Genomic DNA, 20,343 nt, shown 5'->3' on the forward strand with positions numbered 1-20,343 from the left:
AGAAGAAACCTCATTCCAAGGAGAACACGCGACATGGCTCTCACCGAGCAGGAGATCCTCGCCGGCATCGGCAAGATCATCAATGAGATCACCGGGATCCCGGCCGCCGAGGTCACCCCGGAGAAGAGCTTCGTCGACGACCTCGACATCGACTCGCTGTCCATGGTCGAGATCGCCGTCGCCGCTCAGGACGAGTTCGGCGTCGAGATCCCGGACGACCAGCTCAAGCACCTCAAGACCGTCAAGGACGTCATCAACTTCATCCAGAACTGAGACGTCCCCGCTCTTTCCCCCGACCGATTTGACCAGCGATTCACAAGGAGCGCAGCAGTGAGTACAGACCAGGTACGTGTCGTCGTTACCGGGCTCGGCGCGACCACGCCCCTCGGTGGGGACGTCGCCTCGACCTGGTCGGCGCTCCTCGCCGGTCAGTCGGGGGTAAGCACCGTCACCGCCGACTGGGTCGACTCCGTCCCGGTGAAGTTCGCCGGTCTCGCCGCCGTGGACCCGACCGAGGTCCTGCCCCGGCCGGAGTCGCGGCGACTTGACCGGGCCGAGCAGTTCGCACTGGTCGCGGCCCGCGAGGCGTGGGCGCACGCCGCGATCGACAAGGTCGACCCCGAGCGGCTCGGCGTCGTCGTGGGCAGCGGCATCGGGGGCATCACCACGATCCTCGCCGCCTACGACACCTTCAAGGAGAAGGGCTGGCAGCGGCTCTCGCCGTTCACCGTTCCCATGCTGATGCCGAACGGCTCGGCGGGCTGGATCGGCATCGAGGTCGGCGCGCGCGCCGGCGTCCACGCCACGGTGAGCGCCTGCGCCACCGGCGCCGAGTCGATCGGGTACGCCATCGAGATGATCCGCTCCGGCCGGGCCGACGTGGTCGTGGCCGGAGGCACCGAGGCGGCCATCCACCCGCTGAACATCGGGTCCTTCGCCGCCATGCGCGCCATGTCCACCCGCAACGACGAGCCTCAGCGCGCCTCCCGTCCGTGGGACAAGGGCCGCGACGGCTTCGTCCTCGGCGAGGGCGCGGGCATCCTGGTGCTGGAGTCGGAGGAGCACGCCCTCGCGCGCGGCGCCACGATCTACGCCGTGGCCGCCGGTGTCGGCTACTCGGCCGACGCCCACCACATCGCGCAGCCCGAGCCCACCGGCGCCGGGGTCATGCTGGCCATGCGCCGCGTCCTGGAGAACGCCGGTCTCACCGGCCAGGACATCAAGCACGTGAACGCGCACGCCACCTCCACCCCCGCGGGCGACGTGGTGGAGACGATGGCCATCAAGGAGGTCATCGGCGACCACCCCCTGGTCAGCGGCACCAAGTCGATGACCGGGCACCTGCTCGGCGGCGCCGGCGGCATCGAGTCCGTCTTCACCGTCCTCGCGCTGCACGAGCGTCGCGCGCCCGCGACGATCAACGTGGACGACCTCGACGACGGCGTGGAGGTCGACATCGTGCGCGACGAGCCGCGCGCCCTGCCCGACGGCCAGATCGCCGCGATCAACAACTCCTTCGGGTTCGGCGGGCACGACGTCGCCGTGGCCTTCACCACCATCTGACGGTTCACCACGATCTGGCAGGGAGCCGGCCTGACAGGGGCCGACCCGACGAGGGCCGGCCTCCCTTCCGTGACGCGCGCCGGGGAGTTCCGGTCTCACCGGCCGGGCCTCCTCCGCTTCGCGGGTGATCGGATCGGAGGGCCGGGACCGGGATCCCACCCGGCTTCCACGGGCTTCGGGCGGCAGGTCCGGCGGCCCGGTTCTCCCCCGCCGGACGGCCGGACCCTGCCGACACCGCGCGGCGAAGCGCCGCGTTTCCCGCCCAGGACCGAGATCCAGGGTCTCCCACGCTGGAGGTAGCCGATGACCGTGCTCGACAACAGGGCGGTGAGCGAGGGGTCCGAACAGGATCCTCCCGATCCCCGTGACCCCCGGGCGCGTCTCTCCGCCCTGTTCGACGAGGGCTCGCTGCGCCTGATCTCGCCGGCCGACCGCAGCGGCGTCCTCGCCGCGACGGGCCGCGTGGAGGGGGTGCCGGTCGTCGCGTTCGCCAGCGACGCCCGCGTCCAGGGCGGCGCGATGGGCTCCGAGGGGTGCGAGCACATCGTGCACGCCTACGACGTCGCGGTCCGCGAGCGGGTTCCCGTCATCGGCGTCTGGCACTCCGGGGGCGCCCGCCTCGCCGAGGGAGTGGAGTCGCTGCACGCGGTCGGCCGCGTATTCGCCGCGATGACCCGCGCCTCCGGCGTGGTCCCGCAGCTGTCGGTGGTCGTCGGCCCCGCGGCCGGCGGTGCCGCGTACGGCCCGGCGCTGACCGACATCGTGATCCTGGCCGACGAGGGGCGCATCTTCGTCACCGGCCCCGACGTGGTGCGCAGCGTCACCGGCGAGCAGATCGACATGGCCGGTCTGGGCGGTCCCGAGCCGCACAGCAGGCGCAGCGGCGTCGTCCACGTGGTCACCAAGACCGAGACCGACGCCTACGTGCAGGCCCGCCGCCTGGCGGTGCTCCTCGGCCACCAGGGCCGGGTGCGCGCCGAGGTCGAGGAGGTCGACTTCTCCGGCCTGCTGCCCGACAACGTGCGCCGCGCCTACGACGTGAAGCCGCTCGTCACGGGACTGCTGGACGAGCCGGGTGTGGAGCTGCACGCCAAGTGGGCGCCCAACGTCGTCACCACCCTGGGCCGCCTCGGGGGCCGGACCGTGGGTGTGGTGGCCAACAACCCATTGCGCCGGGGCGGCTGCCTCGACTCCGCCTCGGCGGAGAAGGCCGCACGGTTCGTCCGGATGTGCGATGCCTTCGGGGTGCCGCTGGTCGTCCTGGTGGACGTCCCCGGCTATCTGCCGGGAGTCGGCCAGGAGCACGACGGCGTGGTCCGCCGTGGCGCCAAGCTCCTGCACGCCTTCGCCGAGGCCTCCGTGCCGCGCGTCACCCTGGTGACCAGGAAGGCGTACGGCGGCGCCTACATCGCGATGAACTCCCGCTCGCTGGGCGCGACCAGGGTGTTCGGCTGGCCGACGACCCAGATCGCGGTCATGGGCGCGGTCGCCGCGGTGCGCGTCCTCAAGCGCCGCGAGCTGGCCGCCGTCCCGGAGGAGGATCGCGCCGCCCTGGAGGCCAGGCTCGCCGAGGAGCACGAGATCCTCGCCGGCGGCCTCGACCGGGCCATCGAACTCGGCGTGGTCGACGAGGTCATCAAGCCCGAGGAGACCCGGGGCGCCATCGCCAGGGTCCTCGCCCAGGCGACCCCCGCCAGGGGCGCCCACGGCAACATCCCCCTCTGACGGTCGTTCGACGAGCCCCCGCCGGTCCCCCGGCGGGGGCTCGCCCGTTTTCCCGCCGCCCTTCCCCGCGCCGGGAAAGGGCGGCGCGCGGTGCCCCCCTTCCCGGAACGGGACGATCGTGGCCGGAGCCTTCGGGAGCTGCCCGCCCAGGAGGCCACAGGCGATCACGAAGGCCGTAGATGACCACAAAGGTCACAAAGGCCATAAAAGAGCCTGGAAGGTCACGAGAGGCCACAGAGGGCCGCGCCGAGGGTCGGCGTGACGGCTCCCGGGCACGTTCCAAAACCCCGTCCGGGGCGGCCGTCCTCCGCGAGGGAGCGGACGGCGCCGGCAGGACAGGCCCGATCAGACGGCGGCGTGCAGCCAGCGGACCGGAGCGCCCTCGCCCGCGTAACGGAACGACTCCAGCTCGGCGTCCCACTGCTTGCCCAGCAGGCGGTCGAGCTCCTCCTCCAGCACCACGCGGCCCTGGCGGGCCATCAGCATGGCGGAGCGCAGCCGGTCCTCCGGGATCAGGATGTCGCCGGTGGCCCCGACCACGGCCGTGAAGGCGCCGAGGGAGGGGGTGTAGGCGTGCCGGGTCCCGTCGGCACCCGGCGAGGCGTCCTCGGTGATCTCGAATCGGATCCGCTGCCAGCCCATCAGCGACGAGGTGATGGCCGCCGCGGTACCGACACGGGCCTCCCACTCGGCCTGCGCGCGCACGTGGCCGGGCGCGGCGGGCTGTGGCGTCCAGGTCAGGTCTACGGGCACGCCAAGGACACCTGCGACCGCCCATTCAATATGAGGGCACAGCGCAGGCTGAGCCGAGTGGACGTAAAGCACGCCACGAGCAGACACCGGACCTCCCGTTTCGTACGAGGTGCGCCTTCCCCAACGGCCTCATACCAGGATGATCACAAGTGACTGAAGGAGAGACTACCGTCGGTTGTGACGCCGCACCAGAGGGGGGTCATACCGAGATGTTGCGGCGCCGGCACTTGGCCGGGGCATCCTCGGGAATGAAGGAAACCCACCAACTGGTGATCGCCCCCCGGAGGACCAGATGCATACCGGTATCGAACGGGTCGAACCCATCCCCGATTCACCCGCCCTGATCAGGAAGGGCCAGCTGCTCACCGACGCCTCGGGGCTCGCGGCCACCGCCCGCTGGGCCGACGCCGTCACCGAGACCGGGGGAATCTACCGGGTGCGCCTCTCACCGGGCGTGGACGTCTGCGACCTGGTGGCGTCGGTGCGGGCACGGGGCGTCCGGGCCTCCCCCAACCACGTCCTGACGGGCCAGCCGCTCTATTTCGGCGGCCCGGCCTCACGCCCCTTCCCCAGCGCCGCCCTCCCAGCGCCCGAGCCCGCCCCGGCCGGGCCCCCGGCGAGCGCCGTGACCGTGGCCCTGGCCGACACCGGCCTGGCGGAGCACCCCTGGTGGCAGGAGAGCCCGTGGTTCCTGGAGCGGGGACGGGAGTCCGCCGAGGTCCCCGACTCCGACGGCGACGGAGAGATGGACCTCCAGGCGGGGCACGGCACGTTCGTCGCGGGGCTGGTCCTGCGATCGGCTCCCCTGGCACGGCTGCGGCCGATGCGGGTGCTGGACGGCCACGGGATCGGGGACGAGGCCGGGCTGCTGCACGTCCTGGGGCGGCTGCGGGCCGCGCCGCCACGGGTGCTCAACCTGTCCTTCGGCGGGCACACCTTCGACGACCAGCCCTCCCCGCTCGTGGAGGCCGCCCTGGAGGAGCTGGCCGGTACGGTCACCGTGGCCTGCGCGGGCAACACAGCCTCCGACCGCCCCTTCTGGCCCGCCGCGTCGCCCCGGGTGATCTCCGTCGGAGCGCTGGACGCCGCGGGGGAGGCGAGGGCCCCGTTCTCGGCGTACGGCCCGTGGGTGGACGCGTGCGCCCGCGGCGAGTGGCTGTCCAGCACCTTTCTCGAACACGGGGCGTTCCAGGGGTACGCGCGCTGGAGCGGAACCTCCTTCGCCACCGCCCTGGTGAGCGGGGCGATCGCCGCGGCGTGCGCGGACCGCCCCTCCCCCGAGGCCGTGAAGCACGTCCTCGCCCCGTCCGGGGTCAGGCGGATCCCCGATTTGGGAGCCGTCGTGCCCACGCCCGGCTAAAGTCTCACCCAAAGTCTTCACACGAACACTCAGAGTGTTCTACGCGGTCATGGAGGTGCCGGTGGGCGACCAGCACACGATCGACGCCGTCCTGGTGAACGACCAGGTGGCCTGGGACGAGCTGGTCGTCCGTTTCCAGGGGCTGCTGTGGTCGGCCGTGCGCGCCTACGACCTGAGCCCGGCCGACGCCGCCGACGCGGTGCAGGGCACCTGGTTGCGGCTGCTGGAGAGCCTGCACACCATCCGCGACCCCGACAGGATCGGCCCCTGGCTGTTCACCACGGCCAAGCGCGAGGCGTCCCTGCTGAGCCGGCGGCACCGGGGTGAGCGGCTGGTCGCCGACCCTGCGGACGCCGAGCACGCCCACCTCGCCCCGGCCGGTGCCGGGCACGCCCACGCCGATCCCGCACTGGCCGTGCTGAGCGCCGACGAGGGCCGCCGCCTGTGGCAGGCCGTCGACGAGATGCAGGAGCCGTGCCGCTCGCTGTTCCGGCTGATGGCCACCGCCCCCGACGCGGGCGTCCACCAGTTGGCCGGGCGTCTGGGCATGCCCAGCGGCAGCTACGGCCCCACCCGGGGCCGCTGCCTGAACCGACTCCGCACCCTGCTCACCGCCCGGGAGGCGACACCGTGACGCGACATCCGACGGCGATCGACGACGAGTCCCTGATAGCCGCGCTGCGCCTGGCCTCGGGGAGCGACCCGGTGCCCGCGCGGGTGACGGCCGCCGCGCGCGCGACCTTCGGCCTGCGGCTGCCCGACGCCGCCACGGCCCGCCCGGTGGCCACGCCCGTGCCGCGAGGTGTCCGGTCCGCCGAGGAGCCCCGGTTGCTGAGGTTCACCGCCGGCGGGCTCACGGTGGAGCTGGAGGTCACCTCCCTGGACGGCCTGGTCGACCTGGCGGGCCAGGTCTCCCCCTGTCCCGAGGCGGGCACGCTGGTCGAGATCCGCACCCTGCATCTCACCGAGTCACGCGCGCTGTCCCCGACGGGCCAGTTCGCCGTCACCGGCCTGCCGCCGGGCTGGTTCAGCGTGGTGTGCCACCGGCCCGAGGGCTCTCCCGTGGTCACCAGCTGGACCCGGATCCGCCCGTAGGTGACCGCCGACGAGGCGCTCGCCGCCGCCGAGCACGCGGTCGACCTCTCGGGCAGCGACCCGGCCCGCGCCCTCGCGCTCGCCCGCACCGTGCTCGCCGCGCTCCCCGCGTCCTGCCGGGAGGCGTCCCGCCGGGCCGTCCCGGCGGGCGCCCCGGACGGCACTTCGGATGGCGTTCTAAGTGACGGTGTCCCGGAGGGCAGCACCCCCGGCAGCGGTTACTACGGCACTCCGGGGGGCGTTCTGGACGATGGTGTTCCGGTCGGCGGTGCCCCGGAGCGCGACCCGGAGGGCAGCACCCCCGGCAGCGGTTACGACGACGGCTACGACGGCGGCCCTGGTGGCGGCGCGATCTCGGGCCGGGTCGCGGGGTGCGGGCACTGCGAGGTCGAGGTGGTGGCGCACCGGGCGGTGGCGGTGGCGGCGCGCGAGCTGGGCGACCTGCCGTTCGCCGAGGAACGGCTGGGCCGGGCGGTGCGGATCGCGCTCTCGGCGGGATTGCCGCACCGGGCGGCCCAGGCGCGGCTGTCGCTGGTCCACATCCGTACGGAACTGGGGCACCCGGAGCAGGCACTGGCCGTCGCCGCGGACGCCGAGCCCGGTCTGACCCCGGCCGAGGTGGGCAAGCTCGGCGTGCACCGGGCCGTGGCCCTGGCGCGGCTCGGCCGTTACCGCGAGGCCGTCGACCACTGCGACCTGGCCGTTCCCGTCCTCGGCGGCGACGTCAGGTTCCTGGCCGGGGCGATGCTGAACCGCGGTCTCGCCCGGGTGTTCCTCGGGGAGTTCGAGGCCGCGGAGGCCGACCTGAGCCGGTGCGCGGAGCTGGCCGGGGAGGCGGGCCTGGAACACGTTCTCGCGCTCGCCGAGGGCAACCTGCCGTTCCTGGCCGCGCGGCGCGGTGACCTGGCCGCCGCGTTCAGCGCCTACCGGCGTGCCGAGAGCATCCTGGTCGGTTATCCCGAACGGCTGGCCACGGTGCGGTGCGACCTGGCCGAGGCGCTGGTCGGCGCCCATCTGCCCGGCGAGGCGCGGGTGTTGCTGGAGATGGCGGTTCCCGAGCTGGCGGCGGCGGGCGCCGGGACGGCCCTGGCCGAGGCCCTCCTGCTGCTCGCCAGGGTCGAGCTGCGCACCGGTGATCCCCGCCGTGCCCGGGAGAGCGCGGAGCTGGCCGCCCGCGAGCTGGCCGCGCAGGGACGGACGGTCCTGGTCCCGGTCGCCGACGAGATCGTCCTGCGGGCCCGGCTCGCGCTGGCCCCGCCTTCGGCGGAGCTGCCCGCGGCGATGCTCTCGTGCGCCGACGCCCTCGACGCCGCCGGGCACCGGGACGCCTCGGCGGCGCTCAGGCTCACCGCCGCCGAGGTCTCGCTCGGCCTGGGCGACCGGCCGTCCGCCGAGGAGCAGCTGGCCCTCCTGTCCCGCCCGGGCCACGGGGTGGTCGCCCTCCAGGCGACGGCGCTGCGGCGATCCCTGGCGGGAGACCGGCGGGGGGCGTTCGCCGCGGTGCTGGCCGGGCTGGCGGAGGTGGGCGCCGGGACGAGGACGTTCGAGGATCCGGTGGTGCGCGCGCACGCCGCCAGGGCCGGTGAGCCGCTGGCCGGGTTCGGGCTGGCCCTGGCCATGCGGACCGGGCGGGGTCGCGCGGTGCTGGCCTGGGCCGAGCGGTGGCGGGCGGTCACCGGGGGTGCGGGCCGGCCGCTCGCGCCCGGCCTGGCCGCGCTGCGGGCGGCGCTCGGCGAGTCGGTCCTGGTGGAGTTCGTCCGCCACGAGGGGGATCTGGCCGCCGTCGTGGTCACCCGGGACCGTGTGACGCTGCACCGTCTCGGCCCGTTCCCCGCCGTCGCGGAGGCCACCGTCCGCCTCCGGTACGGGCTGCGCAGGACGCACCTGCTCGACGGGAGCGCCGCCGAGCCCGGCGCGGAGGCCGCGGAGCTGGAGCGGCTCCTCTTCGGCTCGCTGCGTGACCGGCTGGGCGACCGTCCGTTGGTGATCGTGCCGACGGGGACGCTGCACACCCTGCCCTGGCCGCTGCTGCCGACGAACGCCGACCGGCCGGTGACCGTGGCGGCCAGCGCCGCCGCCTGGCTGGCCGGGCGGCGGGTGCCGGCCGTACGGGCCGGGAGGGACGCGGCGGTGCCGGTGGCGGTGGCGGGACCGGGGCTGCGGTACGCGGAGGCCGAGGTCCGCATGGTCGGCGAGTGTCACGCGGGGACCGAGCGGGTGGCGGCGCGGCGGGCGGAGGTGATGGCCGCGCTGGAGCGGGCCGACATGATCCATCTGGCCGCCCACGGGATGTTCTCCCCGCGCAGCCCGCTGCTGTCGAGCATCGACCTCGACGACGGCCCGCTGATGGCGTACGACCTGCTGCGGCTGCGCACCCCGCCCGCGCTGGTGGTGCTGTCGGCGTGCGACGCGGGGATGGCGCACGCCCCCGCGGACGGCGCGCCCCTCGGGCTGGCGGGGACGTTCCTGTCGCTGGGGACGCGGTGCGTGGTGGCGAGCCTGGTGCCGGTGCGCGACGAGGAGACGCTGACGCTGATGACCGCCTTCCACCGGGCACTGGCCGCCGGCGACCCGCCCGCGCGAGCGCTGGCCCTCGCGAGCGGGAGGACCGGCGTGGCGGGCTTCGTCTGCTTCGGGTGCGGCGACGGGCCGGTGGCGACCGGCCCGGAGGAGCCGGTCGCCTAGAGCGGCAGGCCGGAAGGGACTGGTCACCTGGAACGGCCGGCCGGCGGTAACCGGCCCGGAGCGGTCAGCCTGTGGCGGGCGACACGGAGGGCCCGGTCAGCCGGTGGCGACCGGCCGGGAGGGGTCGCTCACCCAGTCCGACCATGACCCGACGTAGAGCGCGGCCGGGATGCCCGCCACCTCCAGGGCCAGCACCTGGTGGGCGGCCGTCACACCGGACCCGCAGTAGGCGCCGACCTCCACGCCGGGGACGACGCCCAGGGTGTTGAAGCGTTCGCGCAGGAAGTCGGGCAGGTGGAAGCGGCCGGCGGCGTCGACGTTCTCACCGGTGGGGGCGCTGACCGCGCCCGGGACGTGCCCGGCGACCGGGTCGATCGGCTCGACCTCGCCCCGGTAGCGCTCGGCGGCGCGGGCGTCGAGCAGCACCCCGTCGGCGGCGAGCTCACCGGCCCGCGCGGCGTCGAGCAGCGGCATCCCGCCCGGCCGCGCCTCGAAGTCGCCGGGCTCGGGACGGCTCTCCTCGGTGGAGACGGGCAGGCCCTCGGAGACCCAGGCGCGCAGGCCGCCGTCGAGGACCCGCACGTCGGGGTGGCCGAAGTAGCGCAGGAGCCACCAGGCGCGGGCGGCGGCCGCGGTGGAGTCGGCGCCGTCGTAGACGACGACGGTCCGGGAGCCGGACACGCCGAGCCGGCGCATCGCCTCCTGGAACGCCTCGGCGGAGGGCAGCGGGTGGCGGCCTCCCTCGCCTCCCGGCCCGGGGTGGGCCGTGAGGTCGGTCTCCAGGTCGCAGAAGACCGCGCCGGGGATGTGCCCCTCACGGTAGGAGTCGATCCCGGCCGGACCGGTGGGCAGGACGGCGAGCTTCCAGCGCACGTCGAGGACACTCGCCCCGGTCAGGCCCTCCAGCTCGGCGGGAGTGATCAGCGGGCTCATCGAATACCTCCGGCGTGAAGATCCCGGCTCTGGCGGTGGGGAGACGTCAACGGGTGCTCACCTCGAGAAGGGGGACGTGCTGCTCGGCGGGTGTCAGCGAGCCGTGGCAGCCGATGAACCCCGCCTCGTGCGGCTCGGCGACCGAGGCGACGAGGGCGCAGTCGGTGTACGGCACCGCGAGGACGTCGCCGATCCTGGGCAGCCATTCCGCGCGGACCCCCGGCCCGAACCAGCCGGACTCGACCGCCTCCTCCCGGGAGGCCACCCAGGCCTTCCCCGCGAGGACGTCGCGCCAGGTGTCGAGGACCGCCTCTGCGGCTCCGGGGACGGTGTAGAGGTGGCGGGCCCTGGTCTCCCCGCCGAGCAGGTCGACCCCCTCGCGCAGCTCGGGGAGGGCGTCGACGTCGACGCGGTCGGTGATGTTGATCATGCCGTGGTCGGCGGTGACGTACATCGCCGAGCCCGGCGGGAGCGTCTCCGCCAGCCGCTCGGCCATCCGGTCGACCAGGGCGAGCCGGTCGAGCCAGACCGGGGAGCCCCAGCCGGTGACGTGGCCGGCGGCGTCGAGGTCGCCGTAGTAGACCGAGACGTGGGCCCGGGGCTCGGCCAGCGCGCGGCGGACCCCGGCGATCCGGTCGTCGATCTCGTCGGCCCCGACGAAGCGCACGCCCCGGTAGACGGCCCGGTTGAAACCGGTGGTCTCGAACTTGGCCGGGCCGACGTAGCTGACCTGGACTCCGGCCGCCGCCGCGCGCTCGTAGACGGTCGGGGTCGGCTGCCACTCGCCGGGCTCGACGAGGGGGCCCGGGGCGGTCCAGCGCAGGCAGTTGAGCAGGTAACCGGCGCCGGGCACGGCGAGCTGGTAGCCGAGCATGCCGTGCCCGCCCGGCGGCAGGCCGGTGCCGAGGGTGCTCAGGCTGGTCACGGTCGTGGCGGGGAAGCCCGCGGTGAGCACCCCGCCGGACACCCCGCCGGACAGGGAGGACAGGAACGGGGCGACGCCGGGGTGGGCGCGGAGCAGCTCGGCGCCCATGCCGTCGACGAGGAACAGCAGGACCCGCCCGGCCGGGGCGAGATCCAGCGGGTTGTCGCCGTCCACCCCGACCGCGGCGAGCAGCGAGGAGGACAGGTCCGCGAGCGAGGCCGTCCCGTACGCGGGAACCAGGGGGTTCACGAGGCGGTACGGGCGGTGGCCTCCGACAGTGCCTTGGCGAAGGCCAGCACGTGGGAGACGGCCTCCGGCCCGTCGGCCGCCTCGCTCACCCGCAGGGAGAGGTCGTCGGCCGTGATGGCGCCGGTGTATCCGTGGTCGGCGTCGCAGTTCTCGTCACCGCAGGTCGCCGGTTCCAGGTCGACGTGGGAGATGGCCCCCCAGCCGATGGTGAGCGTGACCTCCGTGGGCGGCACTCCGGGCACGTAGGAGGCGGGGTCGGGGACGACCCGGGTGACCGCGACCGACTGGATCCGGCTGAGACGAACCGCCTCGGTGGTCGTGGAGGCGTGGGACGCCGACACCCCCTCCACCGGCGGGTGCTCGTCGGTGTGGCAGACGAGCAGCCGGGTGGGGGAGAGCACCAGCACGGTGACGTGCCTGCGCACCTCCATGGCCGGGTCGAAGGTGGCCTCGTGGTGCACGACGTAGGCGCCCACCTGCTCCTTGCCGAGCGCGGACTCGACCGCGTCGGCGACCAGGTCGGGATAGTAGCCACTGCGGTCGATGGCGTCGCGCAGGCCGGCGGACGAGAGTCGGGTTTCCCTCATGGGTCCATCCTGCCCTGTCCGGGGCAGCGCTTTCACCGGGAGCACGTGACCTTCGGCCGGCGGTGCAAATCGTGATGCGGCCCGCCATCGGCTTCTTCCGGCCGGGAAAACGTCATCGGGGGTGGTCGGGGAGCCCTTTCCTGCCCGCGACTTTACCTCTCGCTCGGTTTGGCGCGGCCCCATCGGGGTTACCGGGAGCAGTGGTGGTGGCGTACGTGTGCCGTCCCGAACAGCGGTAACGGGCGATTCTCGGCATACATCGCCTTGTTTTACATATCTGGGATATGCGGCGCACCGCGCCGGAATCGGAAACGGTGAATTCCTACCGGAATCAGGGGCGAGGAAATATGGCCGGTGAGGATACGGATCCAGCGGAACGGGCCGGAGTGGCTTGGCCGGGGTGGCGGGCCGGCCTCTCGCGCCTCGCGATGGCCGTCCCGGTGACCCTGGTGACGACCGCGATGACGACCGCGGCGACCGCCGTGGGCCCGCCCGCCTGGAGAGCGCACCTGCCCGTTGACCTGATCCTCACCACGGTCCACGACGGCCCGTTCGAGGCGGGTGGCGCCGGTACGTTCTCCATCGACGTCACGGCGGCCCCCGGTTCCGCCGGGATCACCCGTCCGACGGGGGTGACCTACCACTTCCCCTCGGGCCTGACCCCGGTGAGCGCCTCGGGTACGGGCTGGAGGTGCCGGATCACGGCCGGGATCGTCGGCTGCGGCACGCGTGACCTGGCCGCCCCCGGGTTCCAGCTCCCCCGGATCACGGTCGGCGTGGCCGTGTCGCCGGACGCCTCGGGGACGCTGACCGCGTCCGGCCGGGCCGTCCACTTCGCCCGGGAGGGCACGGACACGGCCGAACCCGCCGTGGAGCCCGGTCCCGCGCCCGCCACCGTCGCCAGCACCGTCCAGATCGTCCCCGCGACCCGGCGAACAGGCTAGGAGGTTCCGTCTGGATCATCGCGTACCAAGGACCGGAAAGGGATCTCGCATGCGGAGCCGGGCCGGAAGGAGGCCGGTGACCGTGACGGGTGGGGCGAGCGGGGCGCTACCTCGGCAACACGGTCCCGGACGTCGTCCAGCCCCTGCCGGGAAGCGGCGAAAACGCCGCATGTCACATCCCGCCGAGCTGTCCCGTCCGAAAGGTGTGACCACCGACAACGACAAGGAGTACGCCATGGACGCCCGCCTGAACCTCTACGACAACCCGGTCAGCGCCAAGGTCCTGAGGTACGTCACCTCCGCCAACAAGGCGGTCGTGGACTCGACGCTGCCGGCCGCGACGCAGGAGCTGGTGAAGATCCGCGCCAGCCAGATCAACGGCTGTGGCTTCTGCACCGACATGCACACCAAGGAGGCCGCGCACGCCGGGGAGACCCCGGCGCGCCTGAACCTGATCGCGGCCTGGCGGGAGGCCAAGGTGTTCACCGAGGCCGAGCGCGCCGCCCTGGAGCTGACGGAGCAGGGCACCCGCATCGCCGACGCGGCAGGGGGTGTCACGGACGACGCCTGGGCGAACGCCGCCAAGCACTACGACGAGGACCAGCTCGCCGCCCTGGTGTCGCTCATCGCCGTCATCAACGCCTTCAACCGCGTGAACGTCATCGTCCAGCAGCCCGCCGGCGACTACCAGCCCGGCCAGTTCGGATAGCGGGGAGCTGCCAACCGCCCCCCGGGACGACCTACCCGAGGCGCCGGGGGCCGCCGTCAGGACGGGGGCCCTCGTGGCTGCGGAGCACGGCCCGGGCACCCAGCACGATCACCCCGGACTCCCCCACCAGCACCGGGTCGAGGGTGAGCCGCGCCACCTCGGGGAGGTCGTCGGCCAGCCGCCCGAGCCGGATCAGCAGGTCCTCCAGGGCCTCGACCGCGACCGGCGGGTAGCCGTACTCCCCGAGGAGCAGGGGCGCGGCCCGCGGCGACCTCACCAGCGCCGCGGCGTCCTCGCGGGTCAGCGGGGCCAGCCGGTACGCCTCGTCGCGCAGCAGCCGCGCGGTGATCTCGCCGAGCCCGAAGGAGACCACCGCGCCGAAGGCCGGGTCGTCCGTCACCCCGGCCACGGTCGGCACCGCGGGCTGCGGGGCCATGCGCTGCACCGCGAGCACGGCCTCCGGTTCGAGCTGGCGCGTCAGGTCGGCGTAGGCGTCGCGCACCCCGTCGGGCCCGGACAGCCCCAGACGCACTGTCCCGGCGCGCATGGCCGCCTCGGGGCCCGCCGCCTTCAGCACGACCGGCCACCCGAGCCGCGTCGCCGCCTCGACGGCCTCCTCCGCCGACCCCACCGTCTCCGACGGCCAGACCTCCACCCCGTAGCGGGCGAGCAGCTCCGCGGCGTCGATCTCGGCCGGGGCGTCTTCGAGCGTCGCGAGCACGAGGTCGCGCGCGGCGGCGGTGTCGACGCCCTCGATCTCCTCGGGCACCCCCGCGGGCCGCTCCAGCCAGCGCGCGTGCCGCACGACGTGGGCGAGCGCGCGGACCGCCTCCTCCGGCGCCGCGTACGAGGGGATGGAGCCGCGTTCGGGCACGGTGCCGACCCGCAGCTCGTCGAGCATGCCGATCTTGCCCTCGAAGGTGGCCAGCACCGGCTTGCCGCAGTCGCGGGAGGCGCGCAGCAGCTCGGCGGCGACCTCCGCGCCGGCACCCGGGACGGGCGGCATGTAGATCGCGACCACCGCGTCCACGTCCGGGATCACCGAGGTCAGGGCCTCGCCGAACTCCCGCGCGCAGGCCCGCGCGCCGAGGTTGACCGGCGGCCGGGGCTCCAGGCCCACCCGCACGCAGGCGTCGGCCGCGAGGAGCGCCATCGCGTCGGAGTTGCTGACCAGGCCGACCCTGGACCCGGCGGGCAGCGGCTGGTAGGCCAGCAGCTGCGCCACGTCGAACTGCTGGATCAGGTCGTCGACCCTGATCACCCCGGCCTGCTCGAACAGCGCGCTGAGCGCGGTGTCGGGCAGGCCGAGCACGGGCGCGGCGTGGCCGGTGGGCACGTTCTGGGTGGTGCCGCCGCTCTTGACGACCACGATCGGCTTGCGGCGCGAGATGCGCCGCGCGAGGCGGGCGAACTTGCGGGGATTTCCCAACGACTCCAGGTAGAGCAGGATCACGTCGGTCCGCGGGTCCTCCTCCCAGTACTGCAGCAGGTCGTTGCCCGACACGTCGGCGCGGTTGCCCGCCGAGACGAACGAGGAGATGCCCATGCCCCGCTGGGCCACCCGTTGCAGCAGCGCGGTGCCCAGGGCGCCCGACTGGCTGAAGAAGCCGACCCGGCCGAGCTCGGGGAGGGTGGCGGCGAGGGTGGCGTTCAGCCGTACGGCGGGGTCGGTGTTGGCGATGCCGAGGCAGTTGGGGCCGACGACCCGCAGGCCGTACGCGCGGGCGATGCGCGCCAGCTCGTCCTGCCTGGCCCGGCCCTCGGGGCCGGTCTCGCCGAACCCCGAGGAGACGACGATCAGCCCGCGCACGCCCTTCTCCGCGCACTCCTTGACCACGTCGATCACCCCGTCGGCGGGCACGGCGAGCACGGCGAGGTCCACCTCGCCGTCGATGGCCGTCACGCTCGGGTAGGCCCGCACCCCCGCGAGGGACCGCGCCTCGCGGTGCACGGGGTAGACGGGGCCCGCGAAGTCGGCGCCGAGCAGGTTGCGCAGCACGGTCTGGCCGATGCCGCCCGGCTCGCGGCCCGCCCCCACGACCGCCACCGAGCCCGGCGAGAGCAGCCGTTCGATGGAGCGGGACTCGGCGCGGTGCTCGCGGGAGGCGGTCACCTCCTGGGCGGTCTCGGTCGGGGTGAGGTCGAGGGTCATCCTGACCACGCCGTCGGCGAAGCGGCTCTGCGCGGTGTAGCCGACCTGCTTGAGCACCGCCATCATCTTCTGGTTGGCGGGCAGGACGTCGGCGACGAAGCGGGCGATGCCCTTCTCCCTGGCGGTGGCGGCCAGGTGTTCGAGGAGCACCGAGGCGACCCCCCGGCCCTGGTGGGCGTCCTCGACGAGGAAGGCGACCTCGGCCTCGCCGGGCTCGATCCGGTCGTAGCGGATGACCGCCACCATCTCGGTGCCGATCGTGGCGATCAGCGCCACGCGGCTCTCGTAGTCGACGTTGGTGAACCAGGTGATCTCCCGCTCCGACAGCCGCGGCCGGGGACCGAAGAAGCGGAAGTAGATCGACTCGTCGGACAGCCGGCCGTAGAAGGAACGCAACCGGTCGGCGTCGGCGGGCCGAATCGGGCGTACGTGGGCGGTGCCGCCGTCCGACAGGACGACGTCCGCCTCCCAGTGAGCGGGATACTGAGCAGCCTCCACAGTCCCGAGAGTAGACGCGAATCTCATCCGGCAGACCACCCGGACGGATTCACGCAACGCTTGTGCATCGACTATGGTCCGGTGTCCGGTCAAGACCCCATACGCTGGCCGGAAGCTGTTAAGTTTTTCGCGGTTAGAGGCACGGCCAGAGGTATGGCTTGAAGCATGTCTAGAGGCACGTCGGCATCGAAGGCAGCAAGGTGGTGACATCATGACGCGGGTGGTCGTGGTGGGCGATCTCATGACCGACGCGGTCGCGCGGGCTCGCTACCCGTTGGCGAGGGCCAGCGACACACCGGCGATCGTCACCATGCACGGCGGTGGTTCGGGTGCCAACATCGCCTCCTGGCTCGCCGTCGAGGGCACCGAGGTCGCCTTCATCGGGCGGCGCGGCGCCGACATCACCGGCCGTAACCGCGACATGGAGCTGATGGGCTACGGCGTCGACGCCCGCCTCGTCATGGACCCCGAGCGCCCGACCGGCACCTGCGTGGTGCTCGTCACCCACAAGGGCGAGCGCACCATGCTGTCCGACCCCGGCGCGAACGCGGCCCTGTCCCCCGAGGACCTGCCCCGCGACCTGTTCTCCCAGGGCGGGCACCTGCACCTGTCCGGCTACACCCTGATCAACGAGGGCTCCCGCGACGCCGGGATGGCCGCCCTGGAGATGGCCCGCCGCTCGGGGATGTCCGTCTCGGTCGACTGTTCCTCCTCCGCCCCCCTGGAGCGCACCGGCGCCGAGCCGTTCCTGGAGTGGACGCAGAGCGCCAAGCTCCTGTTCGCCAACGCCGACCAGGCCAAGGTCCTCACCGGCCGCGACGACCCCGCCGCCGCCGCCAAGGTCCTCACCGCCTGGTTCCCCCAGGTCGTCGTGAAGCTCCGCGACGAGGGCGCGCTCTGGTACGCCAACAACCGCCCCGACCCGATCAAGGTCCCCGCCGAGTCCGTGGAGCGCGTGGTCGACGGCACCGGTGCCGGTGACGCCTTCACCGCCGGTTTCCTGCCCGCCTGGCTCGGCGGCAAGCCCCCGGCCGAGGCCCTCGCCTCCGGCTGCCACCTGGCCTCCCGGGCCATCTCGCACCTGGGCGCCCGTCCCCGCCTCTGACCGCCCGTCCGCGCCGGGTGCGCCCCCGGGGCTTTCTCGCTCCCCACGGCGATCCAATACTGTGGTCGGACCATGTTCGCGGCGACCCCTGGAGTGACGCATGCCGGAGCCCCGCCCCCTGCGGCCGGGCGACCCGGAGCTGATCGGCCCGCACCGGCTGGTCGGGTTCCTCGGCGAGGGCGGCCAGGGCGTGGTCTACCTCGCGCGCACGCCCTCGGGTGAACGCGTCGCGCTCAAGGTGCTGCACGCCAGGCTCTCCGACGACGCGCACGCCAAGCGGCGCTTCCAGCGGGAGGCCGACGCCGCCCGGCGGGTCGCCCCGTTCTGCACCGCCCGGGTGCTGGAGGCCGACGCCACAGGCGACCGGCCGTACATCCTGAGCGAGTACGTCGACGGCGAGTCGCTGCAGCAGATGGTGTCCAGGGAGGGGCCGCGCGACAGGTACGCGCTGTTCAGGCTGGCCGTCGCCACCGCCACCGCGCTGGCGGCGATCCACCGCGCCGGGATCGTGCACCGCGACCTCAAGCCCAGCAACGTCCTGCTCGGCCCGGACGGCCCCCGCGTCATCGACTTCGGCATCGCCAGGGCACTGGACGCCGCGTACAGCCTGACCACCGACCTGGTCGGCACGCCCGCCTACATGGCGCCCGAGCAGTTCCACGACCAGGAGGTCGGACCGGCGGGCGACGTGTTCGCCTGGGCCGGGACCATGGTGTTCGCGGCGACCGGGCAGCCGCCGTTCGGGCTGGGCAACCTGGCCGTGGTGATGCGCCGGATCCTCGTCGCGGAACCGGACCTGTCCGGGGTGCCGGAGTCGCTGCGCCCGCTGCTGGGCGCGGCCCTCACCAAGGACCCCCGGTCCCGGCCCGGCTCGGCCGAGGTGCTGGACATGCTGCTGGACGCGGGCGCTCCCGCCCCGGCCCCGGCCTCCGGAACGTTCCCTCCACCCGCGCCTCCCCCGCCGGAAACGGCCCGGCCCTCCTCCGAGGGCCGGGCTTCTTCCGTGCCGCCCCGCGCGCCGGAGAAGGCCCCGTCCTCCTCCGGAGGCCCGGTCCCCGCACCGCGCCGCACGCCGGAAACGGCCCCGTCCTCCTCCGGAGGCCCGGTCCCCGCACCGCGCCGCGTGCCGGAAACGGCCGGGTCCCCGGCGCCGTCCCCGGCGACGCCCTCCACCGGGTTCTCCTCGCCGTTCCCCGCCCGGCTCGCCCGGCTCCCCGCCCTGCTCCCCGCCCGGCTCGCCGGTACGGCCGGGGGCCGCCGGATCCTGACCGTCGCCTCGACCCTCGCGGCCGCCTGCGTGCTGGGCGTCGCCACCTGGCTGGTCCTGCCGTCCGGCGAGCCGGACGCCGTCTCGCGGGTGACGCCGAAGCCCGCGCCGACCGGCCTCGACGCGGCCTCGGCCTCGGTCGTCAACCCGTCTACACGCAGGGGCGGGACGATGCGGTTCGGCGCGGGCTTCGTCGCCGACTCCTTCGACCCGGGCAACACCTACTACCCGTCCATGTGGAACGTCGCACGGCTCTACGGGCGCTCGCTGATGATGTACCGGCCCGCTCCCGGCGCCGGGAGCCGGGAACTCGTGGGCGACCTGGCGGAGGGCCCCGGCGTGCCCGGCAACGGGGGCAGGACGTGGACGTACCGTCTCAGGGCGGGCCTGAAGTACGAGAACGGCACGCCGATCGTCGCCGCGGACGTCAAGCACGCCGTGCTCCGCGCGATCGGCAAGGACACCCTCAGCCGGGGCCCGTACCACTTCGAGCAGCTGCTGAACCTGCCCTCCGGCTACCGGGGCCACTTCGCCTCGCCGAAGGCCGACACCGACGGGGCGATCCAGACCCCGGACGACCGGACGGTCGTGTTCCACCTCAGAAAGCCCCACGGGGCGTTCGACCACGTCGCCCAGGTCACCCAGACCATGCCGGTCCCCGAGGCGAAGGACACCGGCGCGACGTACGAGAAGCACGTGCTCTCCTCGGGCCCCTACCGGTTCGAGAGCGCGGAGCGGGGCAAGCGGCTCGTCCTGGTCCGCAACCCCCACTGGTCCCCGGCGACCGACCCGAACCGCCGGGCGCTCCCCGACCGCTACGAGATCACCTTCGACATGGACCAGGACGCCGTCGACAAGGGTCTCGTCTCGGGCGACCTCGACCTGGACCTCGACTCGGGCGCGAGCGCGAGCCTGCCCGAGCGCATCGCGGCCGACCCCGCGCTGAAAGCTCGCGCCGACACGCCCACGATCGGCTGGCTGCGGTACGTCGCGATCAACCCGCAGGTGTTGCCCTTCGACAACGCGGCCTGCCGCAGGGCCGTGTTCGCCGCCGCGGACCGGGAGGCCCTGCGCGACGCCTACGGCCGCGGCCTGCGCGCGGGCACGATCGCCACCGGGCTGCTCCCGCCGACCATCTCCGGATACCGCCCGCTGAACCTGTACCAGACCGGCAAGGGGGACGTGGCCGCGGCTCGCGGGCAGCTGGCCGCGTGCGGGCGGCCCGGAGGCTTCTCGGCCACGATCGTCTTCCGGGCCGCGCAGCCCGCCGAGCGGAAGGCCGCCGAGGCCCTGAAGACGGCCCTGGAACGCGTCGGGATCCGGCTCACGCTCAAGGGCCTGTCCCCGGCCGAGCACACGGCCCAGCGCGGCGGCACCCCCTCCTATCTGAGGAAGGAGAAGATCGGCCTCTCCATCCGGGCCTGGACCGCCGACTGGCCGGAGGGCGCCAGCTATCTCCCCTACCTGGCCGACAGCCGGGAGATCCTGGAGGACGACCTGTCGTTCAACGTGGGCGTGCGCCTGCCCCAGGTCGACCACCTCATCGACCAGGCCGGCGCCGAGCTCGACCCCGCCCGGCGCGAGGAGCTGTGGTCGCGGGTCGACCGCACGGTCATGGAACAGGCTCTCGTGCTGCCCGTCCAGTGGGACACCCGCGTCCTGCTGCGCGGCAAGAGGCTGACCAACGTGCACGTCAGCCACGCCTTCTTCGACTACGACTACATCGACCTCGGGCTCTCCTGAGAGCCCGCCCTCCCCGGGAGGCGCCCTCCCGAGGGGTGTGCCCTTCTGAG

16 protein-coding genes are annotated in these 20,343 nt (G+C 73.9%); 11 read left to right on the forward strand and 5 right to left on the reverse strand.

Annotation, left to right across the window (positions count from 1 at the left end):
* The first annotated feature begins 33 nt into the window (after positions 1 to 33).
* The 3 genes from ACFYWM_RS22235 to ACFYWM_RS22245 all read left to right on the forward strand — a co-directional run bounded on the left by ACFYWM_RS22235 (position 34) and on the right by ACFYWM_RS22245 (position 3,288).
* Positions 34 to 273: an acyl carrier protein gene (locus ACFYWM_RS22235; protein ID WP_362516552.1), complete on the forward strand. Its 240-nt coding sequence runs from the start codon at positions 34 to 36 to the stop codon at positions 271 to 273.
* Positions 274 to 330: 57 nt separating this feature from the next.
* Positions 331 to 1,563: a beta-ketoacyl-ACP synthase II gene (fabF, locus tag ACFYWM_RS22240; protein ID WP_389917342.1), complete on the forward strand. Its 1,233-nt coding sequence runs from the start codon at positions 331 to 333 to the stop codon at positions 1,561 to 1,563.
* A 303-nt stretch (positions 1,564 to 1,866) separates the two neighbouring features.
* The gene (locus tag ACFYWM_RS22245) at positions 1,867 to 3,288 is read left to right on the forward strand and encodes an acyl-CoA carboxylase subunit beta (protein ID WP_389917343.1); all 1,422 of its coding nucleotides are present in this window, start codon (positions 1,867 to 1,869) and stop codon (positions 3,286 to 3,288) included.
* 345 nt (positions 3,289 to 3,633) lie between these two features.
* Here ACFYWM_RS22245 and ACFYWM_RS22250 read toward each other — a convergent pair whose 3' ends face one another.
* Positions 3,634 to 4,128: a DUF3145 domain-containing protein gene (locus ACFYWM_RS22250; protein WP_344747901.1), complete on the reverse strand. Its 495-nt coding sequence runs from the start codon at positions 4,126 to 4,128 to the stop codon at positions 3,634 to 3,636.
* Positions 4,129 to 4,333: 205 nt separating this feature from the next.
* Between ACFYWM_RS22250 and ACFYWM_RS22255 the strand changes: the two genes are divergently transcribed.
* From ACFYWM_RS22255 to ACFYWM_RS22270, 4 genes are all read left to right on the forward strand, one after another.
* Positions 4,334 to 5,401 carry a S8 family serine peptidase gene (locus tag ACFYWM_RS22255; protein ID WP_389917344.1) on the forward strand — a complete coding sequence of 356 codons (1,068 nt, stop codon included), beginning with the start codon at positions 4,334 to 4,336 and terminating at the stop codon, positions 5,399 to 5,401.
* A 61-nt stretch (positions 5,402 to 5,462) separates the two neighbouring features.
* Positions 5,463 to 6,035 carry an RNA polymerase sigma factor gene (locus ACFYWM_RS22260; RefSeq protein ID WP_389917345.1) on the forward strand — a complete coding sequence of 191 codons (573 nt, stop codon included), beginning with the start codon at positions 5,463 to 5,465 and terminating at the stop codon, positions 6,033 to 6,035.
* A complete protein-coding gene (locus ACFYWM_RS22265) occupies positions 6,032 to 6,496 on the forward strand; it encodes a hypothetical protein (RefSeq protein WP_389917346.1) in 465 nt (154 codons plus the stop codon). Before ACFYWM_RS22260 ends, ACFYWM_RS22265 begins: the two co-directional genes overlap by 4 nt.
* Positions 6,497 to 9,181 carry a CHAT domain-containing protein gene (locus ACFYWM_RS22270; protein ID WP_389917347.1) on the forward strand — a complete coding sequence of 895 codons (2,685 nt, stop codon included), beginning with the start codon at positions 6,497 to 6,499 and terminating at the stop codon, positions 9,179 to 9,181.
* 96 nt (positions 9,182 to 9,277) lie between these two features.
* Here ACFYWM_RS22270 and ACFYWM_RS22275 read toward each other — a convergent pair whose 3' ends face one another.
* The 3 genes from ACFYWM_RS22275 to ACFYWM_RS22285 are packed head-to-tail and all read right to left on the reverse strand — an operon-like array spanning position 9,278 to position 11,875.
* Entirely contained in the window at positions 9,278 to 10,114 is an 837-nt protein-coding gene (locus ACFYWM_RS22275; RefSeq protein ID WP_389917348.1) for a sulfurtransferase, read from the reverse strand.
* A 46-nt stretch (positions 10,115 to 10,160) separates the two neighbouring features.
* Positions 10,161 to 11,288 (reverse strand): alkaline phosphatase family protein, encoded by a 1,128-nt coding sequence (locus ACFYWM_RS22280; RefSeq protein WP_389917349.1) that lies wholly within the window; start codon positions 11,286 to 11,288, stop codon positions 10,161 to 10,163.
* On the reverse strand, positions 11,285 to 11,875 hold the full coding sequence (locus ACFYWM_RS22285; RefSeq protein ID WP_362874374.1) for a DUF5998 family protein: 591 nt from the start codon (positions 11,873 to 11,875) through the stop codon (positions 11,285 to 11,287). The genes ACFYWM_RS22280 and ACFYWM_RS22285 overlap by 4 nt, the downstream gene beginning before the upstream one ends.
* A gap of 428 nt (positions 11,876 to 12,303) precedes the next feature.
* Here ACFYWM_RS22285 and ACFYWM_RS22290 point away from each other — a divergent pair, with 428 nt between their 5' ends.
* Positions 12,304 to 12,819: a hypothetical protein gene (locus ACFYWM_RS22290; RefSeq protein WP_389917350.1), complete on the forward strand. Its 516-nt coding sequence runs from the start codon at positions 12,304 to 12,306 to the stop codon at positions 12,817 to 12,819.
* Between the two features lie 235 nt (positions 12,820 to 13,054).
* On the forward strand, positions 13,055 to 13,528 hold the full coding sequence (locus tag ACFYWM_RS22295) for a carboxymuconolactone decarboxylase family protein (protein WP_389917530.1): 474 nt from the start codon (positions 13,055 to 13,057) through the stop codon (positions 13,526 to 13,528).
* A 31-nt stretch (positions 13,529 to 13,559) separates the two neighbouring features.
* Here ACFYWM_RS22295 and ACFYWM_RS22300 read toward each other — a convergent pair whose 3' ends face one another.
* Positions 13,560 to 16,205, reverse strand: coding sequence for a GNAT family N-acetyltransferase (locus tag ACFYWM_RS22300; RefSeq protein WP_389917351.1), 2,646 nt, complete (start codon positions 16,203 to 16,205; stop codon positions 13,560 to 13,562).
* A 184-nt stretch (positions 16,206 to 16,389) separates the two neighbouring features.
* On the opposite strand from ACFYWM_RS22300, the gene ACFYWM_RS22305 reads away from it, so the two are divergent.
* Positions 16,390 to 17,283 (forward strand): carbohydrate kinase family protein, encoded by an 894-nt coding sequence (locus tag ACFYWM_RS22305; protein ID WP_389917352.1) that lies wholly within the window; start codon positions 16,390 to 16,392, stop codon positions 17,281 to 17,283.
* Between the two features lie 100 nt (positions 17,284 to 17,383).
* Positions 17,384 to 20,293: an ABC transporter substrate-binding protein gene (locus ACFYWM_RS22310; protein ID WP_389917353.1), complete on the forward strand. Its 2,910-nt coding sequence runs from the start codon at positions 17,384 to 17,386 to the stop codon at positions 20,291 to 20,293.
* The last annotated feature ends 50 nt before the right edge of the window (positions 20,294 to 20,343 follow it).

Origin of the sequence: Streptosporangium sp. NPDC002721 (assembly GCF_042888905.1) — a bacterium.
Taxonomy (GTDB): domain Bacteria; phylum Actinomycetota; class Actinomycetes; order Streptosporangiales; family Streptosporangiaceae; genus Streptosporangium.